15 protein-coding genes are annotated in these 16,349 nt (G+C 36.4%); 13 read left to right on the top strand and 2 right to left on the bottom strand.

Annotated features, from left to right (window positions below):
- The first annotated feature begins 150 nt into the window (after positions 1–150).
- Positions 151–825: an NAD(P)H-binding protein gene (locus BK574_RS05105; RefSeq protein ID WP_078427784.1), complete on the top strand. Its 675-nt coding sequence runs from the start codon at positions 151–153 to the stop codon at positions 823–825.
- A gap of 158 nt (positions 826–983) precedes the next feature.
- Here the strand turns inward: BK574_RS05105 and BK574_RS05110 are convergent, their stop codons facing one another.
- Positions 984–2,048 carry a TRAP transporter substrate-binding protein gene (locus BK574_RS05110; protein ID WP_075387085.1) on the bottom strand — a complete coding sequence of 355 codons (1,065 nt, stop codon included), beginning with the start codon at positions 2,046–2,048 and terminating at the stop codon, positions 984–986.
- A 964-nt stretch (positions 2,049–3,012) separates the two neighbouring features.
- Between BK574_RS05110 and BK574_RS05115 the strand changes: the two genes are divergently transcribed.
- From BK574_RS05115 to kynA, 11 genes are all read left to right on the top strand, one after another.
- Positions 3,013–4,284 carry an IS4 family transposase gene (locus BK574_RS05115; RefSeq protein ID WP_078427785.1) on the top strand — a complete coding sequence of 424 codons (1,272 nt, stop codon included), beginning with the start codon at positions 3,013–3,015 and terminating at the stop codon, positions 4,282–4,284.
- A 149-nt stretch (positions 4,285–4,433) separates the two neighbouring features.
- Positions 4,434–4,952, top strand: coding sequence for an FAS1-like dehydratase domain-containing protein (locus BK574_RS05120; protein WP_078427786.1), 519 nt, complete (start codon positions 4,434–4,436; stop codon positions 4,950–4,952).
- 61 nt (positions 4,953–5,013) lie between these two features.
- Positions 5,014–5,457 carry a hotdog family protein gene (locus BK574_RS05125; RefSeq protein ID WP_078427787.1) on the top strand — a complete coding sequence of 148 codons (444 nt, stop codon included), beginning with the start codon at positions 5,014–5,016 and terminating at the stop codon, positions 5,455–5,457.
- A gap of 746 nt (positions 5,458–6,203) precedes the next feature.
- On the top strand, positions 6,204–7,376 hold the full coding sequence (locus BK574_RS05130) for a sulfite reductase subunit alpha (protein WP_078427788.1): 1,173 nt from the start codon (positions 6,204–6,206) through the stop codon (positions 7,374–7,376).
- 456 nt (positions 7,377–7,832) lie between these two features.
- Positions 7,833–8,819: an ABC transporter substrate-binding protein gene (locus BK574_RS05135; RefSeq protein ID WP_078427789.1), complete on the top strand. Its 987-nt coding sequence runs from the start codon at positions 7,833–7,835 to the stop codon at positions 8,817–8,819.
- An 82-nt stretch (positions 8,820–8,901) separates the two neighbouring features.
- The gene (locus BK574_RS05140) at positions 8,902–9,669 is read left to right on the top strand and encodes an ABC transporter ATP-binding protein (RefSeq protein ID WP_078427790.1); all 768 of its coding nucleotides are present in this window, start codon (positions 8,902–8,904) and stop codon (positions 9,667–9,669) included.
- On the top strand, positions 9,659–10,459 hold the full coding sequence (locus BK574_RS05145; RefSeq protein WP_078427791.1) for an ABC transporter permease: 801 nt from the start codon (positions 9,659–9,661) through the stop codon (positions 10,457–10,459). The genes BK574_RS05140 and BK574_RS05145 overlap by 11 nt, the downstream gene beginning before the upstream one ends.
- A gap of 173 nt (positions 10,460–10,632) precedes the next feature.
- Entirely contained in the window at positions 10,633–10,872 is a 240-nt protein-coding gene (locus tag BK574_RS05150) for a glutaredoxin family protein (protein ID WP_078427792.1), read from the top strand.
- Between the two features lie 171 nt (positions 10,873–11,043).
- Complete coding sequence (kynU, locus tag BK574_RS05155) at positions 11,044–12,330, top strand: kynureninase (RefSeq protein WP_078427793.1); 1,287 nt, start codon at positions 11,044–11,046, stop codon at positions 12,328–12,330.
- A 2-nt stretch (positions 12,331–12,332) separates the two neighbouring features.
- Positions 12,333–12,986: an arylformamidase gene (kynB, locus tag BK574_RS05160; RefSeq protein WP_078427794.1), complete on the top strand. Its 654-nt coding sequence runs from the start codon at positions 12,333–12,335 to the stop codon at positions 12,984–12,986.
- A 35-nt stretch (positions 12,987–13,021) separates the two neighbouring features.
- A complete protein-coding gene (gene kynA / locus BK574_RS05165; RefSeq protein ID WP_075387075.1) occupies positions 13,022–13,876 on the top strand; it encodes a tryptophan 2,3-dioxygenase in 855 nt (284 codons plus the stop codon).
- 76 nt (positions 13,877–13,952) lie between these two features.
- On the opposite strand, the gene BK574_RS05170 is transcribed toward kynA, so the two are convergent.
- Positions 13,953–14,753 (bottom strand): HAD family hydrolase, encoded by an 801-nt coding sequence (locus tag BK574_RS05170; RefSeq protein WP_078427795.1) that lies wholly within the window; start codon positions 14,751–14,753, stop codon positions 13,953–13,955.
- A gap of 451 nt (positions 14,754–15,204) precedes the next feature.
- Here BK574_RS05170 and hppD point away from each other — a divergent pair, with 451 nt between their 5' ends.
- Positions 15,205–16,323: a 4-hydroxyphenylpyruvate dioxygenase gene (gene hppD, locus BK574_RS05175; protein WP_078427796.1), complete on the top strand. Its 1,119-nt coding sequence runs from the start codon at positions 15,205–15,207 to the stop codon at positions 16,321–16,323.
- Positions 16,324–16,349 lie beyond the last annotated feature (26 nt).

Consider the following 16,349-nt stretch of genomic DNA (forward strand, 5'->3'; position numbering starts at 1 on the left):
CCCCACTTTTCAGACTTCGAGGAATCCTGGGCCAGCTTATTACATATATGATAAAAATTCAGATACGCATATTCTAATTCATTTTAAGTTCATACAAATCATGTATAGTAGAAAGAGCAATAGAGTTTTATATTAAAGGTGGAATGGTCTATGAAAGGAAAATCAGCATTAATCGCAGGTGCAACTGGTTTAGTAGGGAATGAGTTGCTTCATTTTTTGTTAAATGGAAATGAATATGAGAGGGTAATTGCGATTGTGAGAAAACCTCTTGAAATAGAACATCCAAAGCTTAAAGAAGTCGTTTGCAATTTTGATAAACTGGAAGAGATTGAAAGCTACTTTGAGGTTGATGATGTGTTTTGCTGCTTAGGGACAACGATTAAAAAAGCCAAATCAAAAGAAGCGATGTACAAAGTTGACGTGGAATATCCATTAGCAATCGCCAAATTAGCGAAAGAACAACAGGTCAACCATTTCCTCCTCGTTAGTTCAATGAATGCAAATCCGAAATCAGCTCTATGGTATTCGAAAATAAAAGGAATTCTAGAAGAGGAATTAAAAAAAATTCCATTTGAAAAGATCTCCATTTTTCGCCCATCACTTTTACTTGGAAATCGTAAAGAGTTTAGAATGGCGGAGAATATCGCTGGGAAAGTTTTCCGTGGGTTGTCTGTTTTGTTTAAAGGTCCATGGAAAAGCCGCTTAGCAATTGAAGGAAAAACGGTAGCGCAAGCGATGTACGAAGTAGCACAATCGAATTCTACAGGCGTAAAAACTTACTCTGCCCAATCGATGGAAGGTATAAAAGACGCGAAAAAAGGTTAATAGACTTTAGACGATATTTTCGAGAGTTACGAGCTTGTACACCAATCTGCTTAAAAAAGAGGCATCGACCACGATTGTAGTCAATGCCTTTTCATATAGTGATTGCTTCGCTTCGTTTCAGCCGAATATACTGCAGCAGAACTTGGTATGCTGTGGTTTTATTGCAATATTTCTATTACTTGTTGATAAGTTTCTTCACCAATTAAATGGATATTCTTTTCAATAGCTGGTTGAACGGCTTCTCTAAATTTTTCAAATTGTTCTGGTGAGAGTTCAGTGATTTCAACTCCCGCTTCTTTAAGATTGTTGACAGCGTTGACTTCAACTTCTTGAATATATTCTCTTCCAAATTCCGTTAATTCATTTCCTGCTTCCACAATAACATCTTGTAAATCTGCAGGAAGACTCTCAAAGAAATCGTTGTTCACGATAAGCGTGACAGGAACGTAACTGTGTTCAGTGACCGTTAACTGTTTGACTACTTCGTAAAATTGCGAATCGTACATAAGTGGTAATGTTGTTGCTAATCCATCAACTTGACCTTGTTGTAATGATGTATATAATTCTGAAAATGCAATAGGAGTAGGGTTACCACCCATTGCTTGAACTGTATCCATAATGATTCTTGTTTCTGACGTTCTTAGTCTTAATCCGCTAAGGTCATTTGGCTCTTCAATTGTTTTGTTACTCATGAATACGTTCGCTCCAATATCATAAAAACCTAGAACTTTTCCTCCAATGTATGCCTCTAACTCTTCACTAAGTTGATCTCCGAAAGGCCCATCAATAAATTCATATAGGTTATCTCGATTTTCAAAAAGGAATGGGTATTCAAAAACGTTGAAGGTGTCGATTGCTTGTGCGGCATTTAATGATGTCGCAATAATAGTTTCAACTGCCCCATCCATTAGTAGCTGCCAATCTTCTTCATTTGACGAAGAAAGCGTACCACCTAGATACAAATCGACTTGAATTCTTCCATCACTTTTTTCTTCAACTAATTCTTTAAACTTTTGTAAGCCATCGGCTACATAGTGACCTTCTATGACACGTTCAGGTATTTTAATCGTATATGTTTCATCAGAAGTGGCCGTTTCATTTTGATCTTGTGAGTCATTATTCGTTTCTTCTACAGTTTCGGTTGAAGACCCTCCACAGGCAGCTAACATAATGATCATAGTAAAAAGTGCAATATAAAATAACGTTTTTACATTATTATTCATAAAAAAAATCCCCCTTGGTCATCAAGTTTATGTTTTTTGTATTTCAAAGTAAAAAGCTATTAAAATTTCGATCCTCCTTTTCTAAATTTTGTTGATTAAGGAAAGAACGGTTGTTCAGCTTAAATACTCAATGACATCAATCATGGTAAAGTGGTTGCAAATCAACAACATTCGTAATACTGTATGTCTGAATATCAAACACTTTCCTCGGACAACTAATCATTTTTTCAGCCACCTTTAAACAGAAGACCTATCCTTAATTACTTTTCGTAATAGAGGTAATTGTTGTAAGAGTCCATTTTTCGTGTCATTTCAGCGCTATTTTACAAACTTTTTATAGTTTGTGAACAATGTAATTTCCGTTCTAATTTTGTAGTTCTATAAAATATATTGCAAGATTGGTACCAACTTTGATGAATGATGAATCAAAATCTGAATTTCGTAAATAATAGAGACAGTTTGAGGTATAAAGGAGTTGTATGATTTAGGTATGTATTGCGAGAATAGAGAAGAGGAAGGGAGCAGGCGGTTGAAGTTGTATTTCAAGATCACCCAAGTGGGCGGACATTACCTCTTTTTAACCAATCGTATAAATAACTTTCTAAATTTATAGTTTGTATTGTATATTACTAGTACAATGATCATAAGTACATTTAAACAAAAGTAGTTTGACTAGATTTTTTTGAATATTATGAAAAGTGAAAGGAGAATATGGATGGAGGAAGATTGGAAAAAAGCATGGCAACCAATGATAGAGGCAATAGGTAAAGATTTTAGTGATGGAAAAGAGCATTGGGGGGCAGACCCAATGTCATCAACTTAAGATTACAAAATATGTAAATGGATAAGATTGTCATAAAAATATTATTAACAGCACGAAAAACCACTTGACTTTTCAAAATCACCACAATAATCGACCTGAATACCATTTTTTGGTATATCAACGATGAAGTGGTGATTTTTTGTGGCAAAAAGCCTGTTTTTAGAAGCTGTAGAGGTAACCCAGAACGTCCTACATGACTATGTTTTTAAGTGTGAATCACGTTCCAAACCAACCTATTTTACTCGTGAAGGGAGAAACAAATTAAATTTTATTAGTACTATTCTTTTTATGCTCAATTTCGTGAAAAAAAGCTTTCAGATTGAGCTGGATGACTATTTTAAGCTTCTTGGAAATAGGACGGAAAGTATTAGTAAACAGGCGTTTTCTGAGGCTAGAAAGAAGATTAAACCGGAAGCATTTATAAAATTATTTGATACCATTGTGGATTGGTACTACAAGGAAAATCCTTATAAAAAATTTATGGGGTTTCGTATTTTCGCTATCGATGCATCCATCTTGGAAATAAATAATTCCATAAGATTAAGGGATGCCTTTGGCGTTTCGAAAGGCAGTTCTTTAGAACTGGCTCGCGCAATGGCATCCTGTATCTATGATACCGAAAATAATCTAATTGTAAAGGCTTTGATTACAAAATGTACAGATGGAGAACGGTCTGTCGCTATCAAACTGATGAACAGCTTTAAAGATCACTTGAACAATAACGACCTTTTTCTTTTTGATCGAGGATATCCATCATTAGATTTTTTCGCTTATCTAATAGAATTAAATGTAAAATTTATGATTAGAACACCTGTCAATTATTATAAATCTAGTATTAAATCTTCGGTGCCTGACCAAATAATTGAGCTTAAAAGAAAAGGGAGCGTGATGCGCTTAAGGGCTATACGGTTTACACTGCCATCGGGTGAAGATGAGTTGCTCATCACAAATATAGAAGATGAAACATTTGGGATACAGGATTTTAAAACACTCTATTTTAAGCGGTGGAGAATTGAAACAAAATATGATGAATTAAAAAATAAACTTCAACTTCAAAAGTTTACAGGTGATACTCCTCTTTCAGTTGAACAAGATTTTTATGCGACCATGTTTCTAGCAAACATGGCTTCGCTAGTTAAACAAGAGGCTGACGAAATGATTGCCAAAGAGCAAGAAGGAAAGGATCTAAAATATGAATACACAGCTAACGCCAACGTTTTGACCGGTAAGCTGAAAGCTAATCTAGTCCGTATTATATTAGAGGAAAGTCCAAGACGACGTAAAAAGCTATATAAGCAAATGCTTGACGAAATCAAAAGGAATCGTACTCCCATAAGACCAGGTAGAAGTTTCAAACGTACTAAGGGGTTGCGAGCTAATAGAAACGGGCTAGTTCAGAAGTCTGCATTATAGCATTTAACGAAGTAAAATAGGATGCCTTAGGGTGATGTAAAAAAATGTAAAACATCTCCCGGGCATCCTATTGTCTTTTTTTAGTTGTTTTCAGTATCATAGTTTGGAATTTTTCATTTTAATACTGTGTGGTTCATGAGAGTTACTAATTGGGAACTAATTGGAAACTTGTCTTGATGACATTGGGGGCAGACCCTGTTGAACGAGGAACAATACGACGCTTTCTTGAACCACTCGAATTCGATTGTCCCCTTCATTATGATAAAAATGTTGCTAAAAAACATGGATATTCTGATGTTATTGCACCTTACAGTAGTCTTATTACTTGGACGATACCGCCACTCTGGCAACCAGGAGAGACAATTTTCACAAGTGCAGAAAGAGATGCACAGCCTTCGTATAGTCCACTTACAGGTGTAAAAACAAATCTAGCCCCTCCGACAACTGGTTATTTCGCTACAGATCTTGAAATAGATTATCTTCAACCCATATTAGTAGATGACCATTTATGTCAGATAGGATATGTATTATTATCTTGTGATCCGAAAGAAACAAAGGTTGGACGTGGGGCATTTATGGTATGGGAATCAGAGATTCGTAATCAACGTGGTAAAGTGGTTGCAAAGACTCGGATGGGGACATACAGCTATAATCCACATAGCAGTTAAAAAGAATATCTTAATTCAAAATATAAAAGAACCAACTCTAGTTGAAAGGAGTTATTAGAATATGAAAAGATTAAATCAACGCTATTGGGATGATGTCTCAGAAGGTGATGAGGTGCCTTCTATAGATTTCCCTATTAGTGTTTACAGACTTGTAATGGAGGCTGGTGCAAATCGTGATTTTAACTCCATCCATCATAATACCGAGTATGCACAGAGTACAGGAGCAGAAGAGATGTATGCAAATAATTTTTTCCTTCAAGGAATGTGGGAAAGAACTGTACGGGAATACATCGGCCTATCTGGTACGATTAGGAGCTTAAAAGGGTTTCGGATGAAATCATTTAATTATGCTGGAGATACAGTAGTGACAAAAGGGATTGTCAAAAATAAGTGGTATGAAGAAAAAGAGTACTATGTTGAATTACAAATGTGGTCTGAGAATTCTAAAGGTATCTCAGTGGGGCCAGGTTCGGTTTTTGTAACTCTTCCTAAAAGAAATGATTAACAAAGGAAACGATTAAAGATGGCTGGATTCATACGCGTGACATGGGTTATCTAGATGAAAGTGGAGTGCGAGCAATAGATTATATAACAGCAAATCATCAGGATTGTATTTAATTTCCACTTCTAACGTTACCACTACAATCCAAAAATCAGGAGCTTTGTTTGGATGCATATCATCTAGTTCAAAGCTTCTTTAGTATGTGTAGAAAGCAAAAATTTAATTTACTTTTTGTGAAAACGAAACTAAAAACTGTTAAGGTTATGATATTAATTATAAAATAATGCATTTTCTACATTTATTATCTAGATCTGTGATAAAAAACACATCCAATTTTTTCTTCCTATGCTATTCTAATTGTAATCCGTAATCGTTTTAGTTGGATATTTACTTTTATTAGTAAAGGAGGTAAAACCACTAACTAAGAAAAAGGATTATTGAATTGTCGCCTATTTATAAAAATGAAGGTTTTTACGAAAACTAAGCTTAAATCATCACAAATAAGTTGAGATCGTATAGAATCACATTCGACACTAAATATTTTAAATCCCGCATCAAGTGCGGAAAAGGAAAATCCTCACTGATGGAAGGTTCATTTATTAAACGGGGATAAATTTTTCTAATAATATAGCGAATATCATCTTCTTAGGTATTTAAAAATCAAATTTTAATGATAAAATTTAAGGGTGGACGAAATTAATTACAAAAAGTAGTGTAGAAGTTTTATACAACTTTGTGAGGTGAATGGTATGCAAATTACTGTAGAAAAACCTGAAAAGAAAAAAGTACCAACCATTTATTCAAGGACGAATCCGTATCAAGCGGAAGTTCTTGAGAATATTAATCTAAATGGAGATGGCTCTAGTAAAGAAACAAGGCATATTGAGCTTTCGTTAAAGGGATCAAACCTTTCATATGTACCAGGTGATTGCCTTGGTATTATTCCCGAAAATGATCCAGAACTTGTAGCAACTCTTATAGAGGAAATGAACTGGAATCCAGAAGTACCTGTAACTGTTAATAAGCAGGGCGATACGCTTTCATTAAAAGAAGCGTTAACAACACATTATGAAATTACATTGTTGACGAAAAAGGTCTTACAGCAAGCAGCAGAATTTACGGAAAATGAGGAGTTACAACAACTCGTTTTACCTGAAAATGTAACACAAATGAAAGCCTATATCGAAGGGCGCGACTTCCTTGACTTGTTACGTGATTTTGGTCCATGGAATGCATCAGCTGAAGAAATTGTATCCTTATTAAGAAAAATGCCACCACGTTTATATTCAATTGCAAGCAGCATTGCCGCTAATCCCGATGAAGTTCATCTAACGATCGGTGCTGTACGTTACAATGCGCATGGACGTGAACGAAAGGGCGTTTGCTCAGTTTTATGTGCAGAACGTCTTAATCAAGGTGATACGCTTCCTGTATTCATTCAACAAAATAAACACTTTAACCTACCAGATTCTCAAGATACAGATATTATTATGGTTGGACCAGGAACTGGTATTGCACCATTCCGTTCGTTTATCCAGGAACTCGCAGTAAACAGTGGAGCAGGGAGATCATGGTTATTTTTTGGTGATCAGCACTCAGCAACAGATTTCTTATATGAAGACGAGCTAAAACAATATCAACAAGACGGAGTATTAACAAAGTTAGACGCAGCTTTCTCGCGTGATTCAGACCAAAAAGTATATGTTCAGCATAAAATTTTTGAAAACAGTAAAGAAGTGTTTGAATGGCTTGAAAATGGTGCATACTTCTATGTTTGTGGAGATAAACAATATATGGCAAAAGACGTTCACAATACATTAATTGATATTGTTGAAAAAGAAGGAAAAATGAACCGCGACTCAGCTGAAGCTTATTTAAATGATATGCAAAAACAAAAACGTTACCAACGTGATGTGTATTAATAAATGAGATCATGAAATCATAAGTGGTAAACGTTTAAATAAAGAAAATCATTACAAGACCTGATGCGTTGAAGCATAAGGTCTTGTTTTCGTTTGTACAGAATTTCTTGTATAAAAATTTAAGTGGACTACATTTCGTAGTTCATTTTTTATCCCGCAACAACTGGCAGTAATACCCCCACTTTATGACTTCGAGGAATCAAAGAAGAATAAGTGGGGGATAAACTACCAGTAAAACTAAAAGAACACAGACAAAATGCGCCACGTCTGTGTGACACACATCGTGTGGGCCTCAACTAACCATCAGTGGGGGAAGAGGAAACCCCCTCACTGATGGAAGTTTCACTTTATGGAAATGGAAAGTGATGAGAAGGCATCCTAATTATTTAGGTAAACACACATGGATGGCATTTTGCATAGACTATCAAAAAAACTTCGAACGAAAGTGTGGTACAAATGAAAAAAATATTTGCATCATTATTATTTAGTCTCCTTATTGCATCTTTATTTATTGGTTGTTCATCTAGTAACAATGAGAAAGTTAAGGTTGCTGAAGTAACGCGGTCCATATTTTATGCCCCTTTGTATGCGGCAATATCTAATGGATTTTTTGAGGAAGAAGGAATTGACATAGACCTTACAACGACGTGGGGTGGTGACAATACGATGACAACTTTATTATCTGGAGGTGCTGATATTGCGCTTGTCGGTGCCGAAACATCAATCTATGTTTATGCTCAACAAGCGGATGATCCTGCGATCAACTTTGCTAAGTTAACCGCTACGGATGGTACTTTTTTAGTGTCTCGTGAAAAAATGGAAAATTTCGAATGGGATGATTTGAAAGGAAGTACATTCTTAGGTCAACGCCGAGGCGGAATGCCGCAAATGGTTGGGGAGCATGTGTTGAAATTGAATGGAATTGATCCACATCGTGATTTAAATTTAATCCAAAACATTGATTTTGGAAATATTCCAAGTGCTTTTGCTTCTGGAACAGGCGACTTCGTTCAATTATTCGAACCGCAAGCGACGATGTTTGAACAAGAAGGAATTGGTCATGTTGTTCGTTCGTTTGGTTCAGAATCAGGCACTGTACCTTATACCGTATTTATGGCTAAGAAAAGCTTTATTAACAAAAATGAAGAGACAATTGAACAATTTACAAGGGCACTTTACCGTGGCCAGCAGTGGGTACAAAATCAACCGATTGAAGAGGTAGCAGAAGCTATTATGCCGTATTTTGATGATACGACGCTTGACATTATTGAGCAAGTAATTGACCGTTATAAGTCGCAAGGCTCTTATGCACCCACACCTCTTCTTAGTGAAGAAGCCTGGAATAACTTACAAGATATTATGGATAATGCTGGAGAATTACCACAACGTGTCAACTATGGCGAGTTAGTCAACACAACGATTGCTAATCGAGTATTACAATAGACATGCCAACTCCGTATTACGGTTAGAAGCTGTAATACGGAGTTTTATGCAAGATGAATAAAGAGGTGGAGGTGGATATTATATGTCTTATGTCACGTTAAAACATATCGACCTTACGTATTTATCAAAAGAGAGTGCTACAACAGCTTTGGAAAACATAAACCTCTCAATTGAAAAAGGAGAGTTTGTTTCTATTATAGGACCAAGTGGTTGTGGTAAAACTACTTTGTTATCCATTATTGCAGGACTTTTAAAACCAACAGCTGGTGATGTTTCAGTTGAAGGGTTATCTGTCACTGATCATCAAGCAAACATTGGATATATGCTCCAGCAAGATTATTTATTTCCATGGCTATCGATTGAGGAAAACATTACGATCGGTCTAAAGGTTATGGGTAAACTCTCGAATCAAACAAAAGCTTATGCTCTGTCACTGTTGGAGCAAATGGGCTTAGAAGACAAACGTAAGGAATATCCGAGTCAGCTTTCAGGTGGTATGAGGCAGAGAGTCGCACTTGTTCGTATGCTCGCTACCAAACCTAAAGTTATGCTATTAGACGAGCCATTTTCAGCACTAGATTATCAAACGAAATTGCGATTAGAAGATCTAGTTTTTGAAACGTTAAAAGAGCAAGAAAAAACAGCGGTCCTTGTTACCCATGATATCGGAGAAGCGATTTCAATGAGTGACCGTATCGTACTTTTGTCTGCAAAGCCAGGGAAAATCCATAAAATTTTTGAGGTACCAGAAGAACTTCGTCAATTACTGCCTTTTCATGTAAGAAATGAGAGTCTATATAATGAACTCTTTCAAGAGGTATGGAAGGAGTTGGAAACCCTTGAAACCTAATGTAAGCAAGTTACACGACCAATATATACAACGGAAAAAGAAGGAACGTTTATACGTTTTTTTGTGTCAATTATCGATTGTTGTCGCATTTTTTACTGTGTGGGAATTGGCTTCAAGACTTCGCTGGATCGATCCATTACTTTTTAGTATGCCGTCTAGAATATGGAACTTGTTGATAGCGAGGATCTCGGATGGAAGCTTGTTTCTCCATACATCTGTTACCTTATTTGAGACGATATTAGGATTTTTATTAGGAACTCTTTTTGGAACGCTTCTTGCAGCCATTTTGTGGTGGTCTCCTTTTGTTTCACGAGTAGTTGACCCATTTTTGGTTGTATTAAATTCAATGCCAAAAATTGCACTCGGTCCGATATTAATCGTTGGTCTTGGTCCTGGCTTTGCCTCAATCATAGCCATGGGGGTACTTATTTCACTCATTATCACAACAATCGTTGTCTATACAGCATTTAAAGAAGTCGACCAAAATTACGTAAAAGTCATGCAAACATTCGGTGCAAATAAAAGGCAGATATTTCGAACCGCCATCTTACCCGCTTCATTTCCGACGATCATTTCAACATTAAAAGTTAATGTTGGTCTAGCATGGGTAGGGGTGATGGTCGGAGAGTTTTTAGTATCAAAACAAGGATTAGGATACTTGATTATATATGGGTTCCAAGTGTTTAACTTCACACTCGTTTTAATGAGTCTGTTCGTGATTGCTATATTAGCGACGGTCATGTATCAACTTGTTGAATTAATTGAAAGAAAACTAATTAAACATCATTAAAAATCAGGTTAGATGAAGAATATCAAATTCTATTAAATGAGATTGTCCATCAGAAAAACTCGTTTTGGAGGCATCGACATCACTGTCAATGCTTTCTTTTCGTTAGGGAACTTCTGAAAATTATGGTATATTAATTTTTAAGTTGAAAAGTCATTTTAAGGAGGGGAAATTATATGAGTAAACCAGTTATTGTCTATTCAACAGATGGGTGTGTGGAATGCACTTTTGTGAAACAAATGTTAGAGGATGAAGGGGTTCCATTTGAGGTAAGAGACGTGATGACGCGTAGGGAGTACCAAATCGAAGTCGAAAAGTTTGGCTTTTTAGGGGTACCAGTTACAGTTGTTGGTGATAAAGCTGTCAAAGGATTTACGCCTGAACTTAAAGAGTTAATTGAGAGTGCAAAAAAATAAAAAGCAAGATGACTTTAGTAGTCGCACGTTGACGATAGAGTCATCTTTTTTTATAACAACAAAAAATAATGAGTTCTAGGTTTTTTATCCTTTTTCGTTGAATATGCTAAACATAAATGCTATACAACACCGATTTATAAAAGAAAACTTTCGGAAATTTAGGGGGCAAACATGACTGATCCTAATACAACATATACCCGTGAATATGCTCGCGAATTAGATCAAAAAGATCCATTAGCATCCTATCGAAGTGAATTTTATTTAATTGAACAGATGATCTATCTTGATGGTAACTCACTCGGACTTTTATCAAAACGAGCGGAGAAAACGTTACTAGAATTGCTTCATTCTTGGAAAACACTAGGCATTGAAGGTTGGACAGAAGGTGACTATCCATGGTTTTATTTATCTGAAAGCTTGGGAGAAAAGATGGCCCCACTTTTAGGAGCTGATCGTGAGGAAGTTCTTATAACGGGATCGACGACGTCAAATCTTCATCAATTAGTAGCCACATTTTTTAAACCAGATGAAAAGAAAAATAAAATTTTAGCCGATGAACTTGCATTTCCGACGGATATTTATGCCCTGCAAAGTCAATTAAAACTACAAGGATTAGACCCACAAGAGCATCTATTTAAAGTAATAAGTGCTGACGGTCATACGATAGACGAAGAAGTGATTATTGATGCGATGACCGAAGACATTGCGCTTATCGTTTTACCGAGTATTTTATATAGAAGCGGCCAAATACTAGATATGGAAAGGCTGACGAAAGAAGCACACAATCGCGATATTTTAATTGGGTTTGATTTATGTCATTCCATCGGTGCAATTCCTCACGAATTAAGTAAATGGGGTGTTGATTTTGCTTTTTGGTGCAATTATAAACATTTAAACGGGGGTCCAGGAGCGGTCGGTGGCTTGTATGTCAATCAACGTCACTTTGGTCAACAACCTGGGCTTGCGGGGTGGTTTAGTTCTAAGAAAGAAAAACAGTTCGATATGGCACATGAGCTAACACCAGCACTTCATGCGGGAGCATTTCAAATGGGGACACCTCATGTGTTAAGTATCGCTCCTTTAATCGGATCATTATCGATGTTTCATGAGGTTGGCATAGAAAAAATACGAACAAAATCATTACGCTTAACAAGCTATATGCTCGAACTCATCGAACAAAAACTTAAGGAATACGAGTTTAAGATTAGAAATCCAAAAGAGGAAAAAAATCGCGGTGGGCATATCTTTTTGGAACATCCCGAAGCGGCAAGAATTTGTAAAGCATTAAAGGCTAATCAAATCATACCTGATTTTCGCTCACCCAATGGGATTCGTCTAGCGCCTGTAGCGTTATACAATACATTTGAAGAAGTGTGGTTGACGATTGACAAGCTAAAACAAATAATGGATGAGGAGCAATACAAAAAATTTGAAAATAAACGTGGAGTTGTCGCTTAACGATGAAAAATAAAACAGATTTAGAAAAAAAGTGGATTGATATTTCACAACCATTAACAGGAACGATCGCGCATTGGCCTGAAGATACACCATATTCTTATAAAGTAAGTTACACAAAAGAACAAACAGGCTCTGTAAATATTGGACAAATAACAACAAGTGTCCATATAGGCACCCATATTGATGCTCCATTTCACTTTAAGAATGACGGCGAAAAAGTGTTGGACCTGGACATAAACGTATATATCGGCCGATGTCGACTGATTGATGTGTCGGGTCATATGAAAATAACCGAGGACGTTTTAAAGCAATATGATTTAGACGGCGTGACTCGACTTTTACTAAAAACGTCGATCCCGAATAATCCAAGTTCGTTTCCAGAAGAAATTCCTTTTTTGACTAGTGACAGTGCCGCCTTTTTAAAAGAAAAAGGGATTATCCTAATTGGTGTCGATGTTCCTTCTGTCGACCCTTTAGATAGTAAAGACCTTGAAGGACATCACGCATTACACGAAAATGGTATACACATTCTAGAAAATGTTATGCTTGACCATATCGAACCAGGAGATTATGAATTAATTGCCTTACCACTTCCACTAAAAGAAGCAGATGGGAGCCCCGTTCGAGCAGTAGTTAGACCGATTGAGCTAAAGTAAATGTAAATTAAACGGTGTTATGGAGGGGTGCGATAATGAAAAAAGATAATCAAAACCACTACTCAACAACGGATACCGAAAAGAACATTCACACTGATTTTACCAACAATATGACGTACGGTGAATATTTACAACTTGATCAAATTTTATCTAGTCAAAAAAGGTTATCTGATCATCATGATGAGATGCTTTTTATTATCATCCATCAAGTTAGTGAATTATGGATGAAGCTCATTCTACATGAACTGAATGCCGCGATTGAATCGATTGAGAAGGACGATTTATCGACATCCTTCAAACAATTAGCGAGGGTTTCAAAAATTCAAACGCAAATTATACATGCTTGGGATGTCCTATCAACACTGACACCGTCTGAATATATGGAATTTCGTGATTCTTTAGGCCAAGCTTCAGGCTTCCAATCGTTCCAATATAGAATGATCGAATTTGCGCTCGGGTATAAAACAGATCATGTCTTGAAGATTTATAAAAAAGAACCTGCACTTTATATTGAATTAGAAAAAGCATATAAGGCACCTGGACTTTATGATGTCGCTATTAAGCAACTAAAAAAAGCTGGATTTCCAATTCCTAATAAAATCCTCAACAGAGACTATTCTACACCCTATAAAGAAAATCAGACGGTGCGAGAAGCTTGGTTAGCGGTTTATCGAGATGTTGATCGATATTGGGATCTCTATGAGCTGGCTGAAAAGCTTGTCGATATTGAAGATTGGCTTCAGCAATGGCGGTTTCGTCATATGAAAACAGTAGAACGGATCATTGGATTTAAACAAGGAACAGGCGGATCATCCGGCGTTCATTATTTGAAAAAAGTATTAGACCAGCGTTTCTTTCCAGAATTGTGGGATTTGCGGACAGAATTATAAATCGTTGATTTTGCAGAAGAACCACCCAAGAGATACTAGTGGGTGGTTCTTTGTAGTTTATTAGGACTTGCTAAACTTACTCGATTTTTAATAATTGTCGGACCGCATATGCAAATCCATCTTCATCATTTGATTTCGTAATCATATCAGCTTCCTGTTGAATAAAGGAAGGAGCATTTCCCATTGCGACAGATGTCGTTGCTACTTTAAACTGGGCAATGTCATTACCTCCGTCTCCAAATGCATAAATTTCATCAAATTGAATATTTGTCATCGTTTGATAACGTAGTAGAGCCTTTCCTTTCGTCGCTTCAATTGATGTAAACTCGACATTGTTTGGAAACGATGAAGCCATAGATACTTCTAATTTTCCCGCAACTTCTTGCTTGGCTTGATCTATTTTATCGAGTTGATCTTCGCGAGTCACAGCCATAACTTTATAGATTTTGAGATTCTCTTTTTCAAGAACTTCATTATAATCATAAGAATCGAAAATGCGTTCAATTTCTTCAACACTTTTCCCTGCAAGCATTGGATATCTACAGGGGAAACCACCTTGATTGGTATAGACCATAACCCAAAGACCCAATTTCTTTAAAACCTGAAACAACTCTTTATAAGTAGAAACAGGTAACGAAGCTTCAAATAGGATTTCTCTTGACTTTGAGTATAAAACCGTCCCATTAATACTAAAAACAGGTGCTTCTATTTTTCTCACTGAATCATATTTAATAACATCTTCAAAAGCTCGACCCGTGTTAAAAATAATGCTGTGTCCTCGTTCTTCTAAGTATCTGAGAACTTTTAAATTTTCATCCGATATTTCATGTTTTGAGTTTAATAACGTCCCATCTAAATCAATTGAAAAACATTTCATAGTTGATTTTGTCCTTTCTATTAGTTCCATATCTATTAATTACTTATCCAACTATATCAAATTTTACAGATAGAAAAAAACGATTTTAATTGGAAGTTGAATGGCGTGATTAAATGCTCAACGATTTTTTATCTTGTGATATGATTTTGTAAAGAGGTTACAGTACTACGGAGTAGTGGTATCTGTCAGGTGTCTAGGATCTTCTACAAAGCTGAGAAGGTACAAGGCATCGGTTAAAAAATGTTTTGACATGAATATACAAAAATTTTAGGGGCGTGTGGAGAAAGCCGTGCTTAAGGGGTTTAAACCATTTAAGGAAGTGAAACCTTTAACCGTGTAAAGAATTTGTGCGTTAATGTAAGCGTTTGCAAAATAAAAAATATCATATTATCATTCAATTAAATTGGTCTTTATTTGCAATTTTCAGATTAAAAGACAGGAGGCCTGGACTATGGCTAAGAACGCTTTTGAAGTAAACCGAAATGAAAAAGAAGTTTTCCCAGTCGAAAGTATAAACCATCTCGAGTTATATGTGGGGAATGCAAAACAAGCTGCATATTACTTTTGTTATGCGTTTGGTTTTCGAATAAAGTCCTATCGTGGATTAGAAACGGGCTGTCGAGATCGGGTATCTTATGTACTTCAACAAGGGACGATTAACTTAGTCGTTACGGGGGCATTAACCGATCAAACCGAGGTTTCTACGTTTGTGAAGTTGCATGGGGATGGTGCGAAGGATATTGCTTTAAAAGTGTCTGATGTCGAAACGGCTTATCAAGGAGCCATAGAGCGTGGTGGAATTGCAATTCGACCTCCTTGGACGGAAAATGATGAAAATGGATCAGTGAAAAAAGCGATGATTGGGGCTTATGGAGATACCGTCCATACATTAATCGAAATACAAGATTACAAAGGTAGCTTCTTACCAGGCTTTCAACCGTATGAAGATAAAATGAGTTCCTCTACTACTGGACTTGTCGGAATTGACCATGTTGTCGGAAATGTCGAAAGGATGGAAGAGTGGACGACGTATTACGAAAAGGTTTTTGGATTTAAAGTTCTAAAACATTTTGATGATGAAGATATTTCAACCGATTATTCAGCGCTTATGTCAAAGGTAATGACAAATGGTACAGGAAGGATTAAGTTTCCTATCAATGAACCTGCGGAAGGGAAACGGAAATCACAAATTCAAGAATACTTAGATTTCTATAATGGTCCAGGTGTTCAGCATTTAGCTTTATTAACAAATGACATCATTGCAACAGTTAAAACGCTTCGCGAAAACGGAGTTGAATTCCTTGGAACTCCTGCCGCTTATTACGAAGATCTCAGTGCAAGAGTTGGAAACATTGATGAAGATTTAAAGAAACTTCAAGAGCTGAGTATTTTAGTTGATCGAGACGATGAAGGGTATCTTCTTCAAATATTTACGAAACCCATTGTCGATAGACCTACGCTATTTATTGAAATCATTCAACGAAAAGGAGCGAGAGGGTTCGGTGAAGGAAACTTTAAAGCCCTATTTGAATCAATAGAACGTGAGCAAGAACGACGAGGTAATATTTAAACTCGTTTGAAACAGGCAGAGGGGGG

This window comes from Alkalihalobacterium alkalinitrilicum (assembly GCF_002019605.1).
GTDB classification, from domain to species: Bacteria; Bacillota; Bacilli; order Bacillales; family Bacillaceae_F; genus Alkalihalobacterium; species Alkalihalobacterium alkalinitrilicum.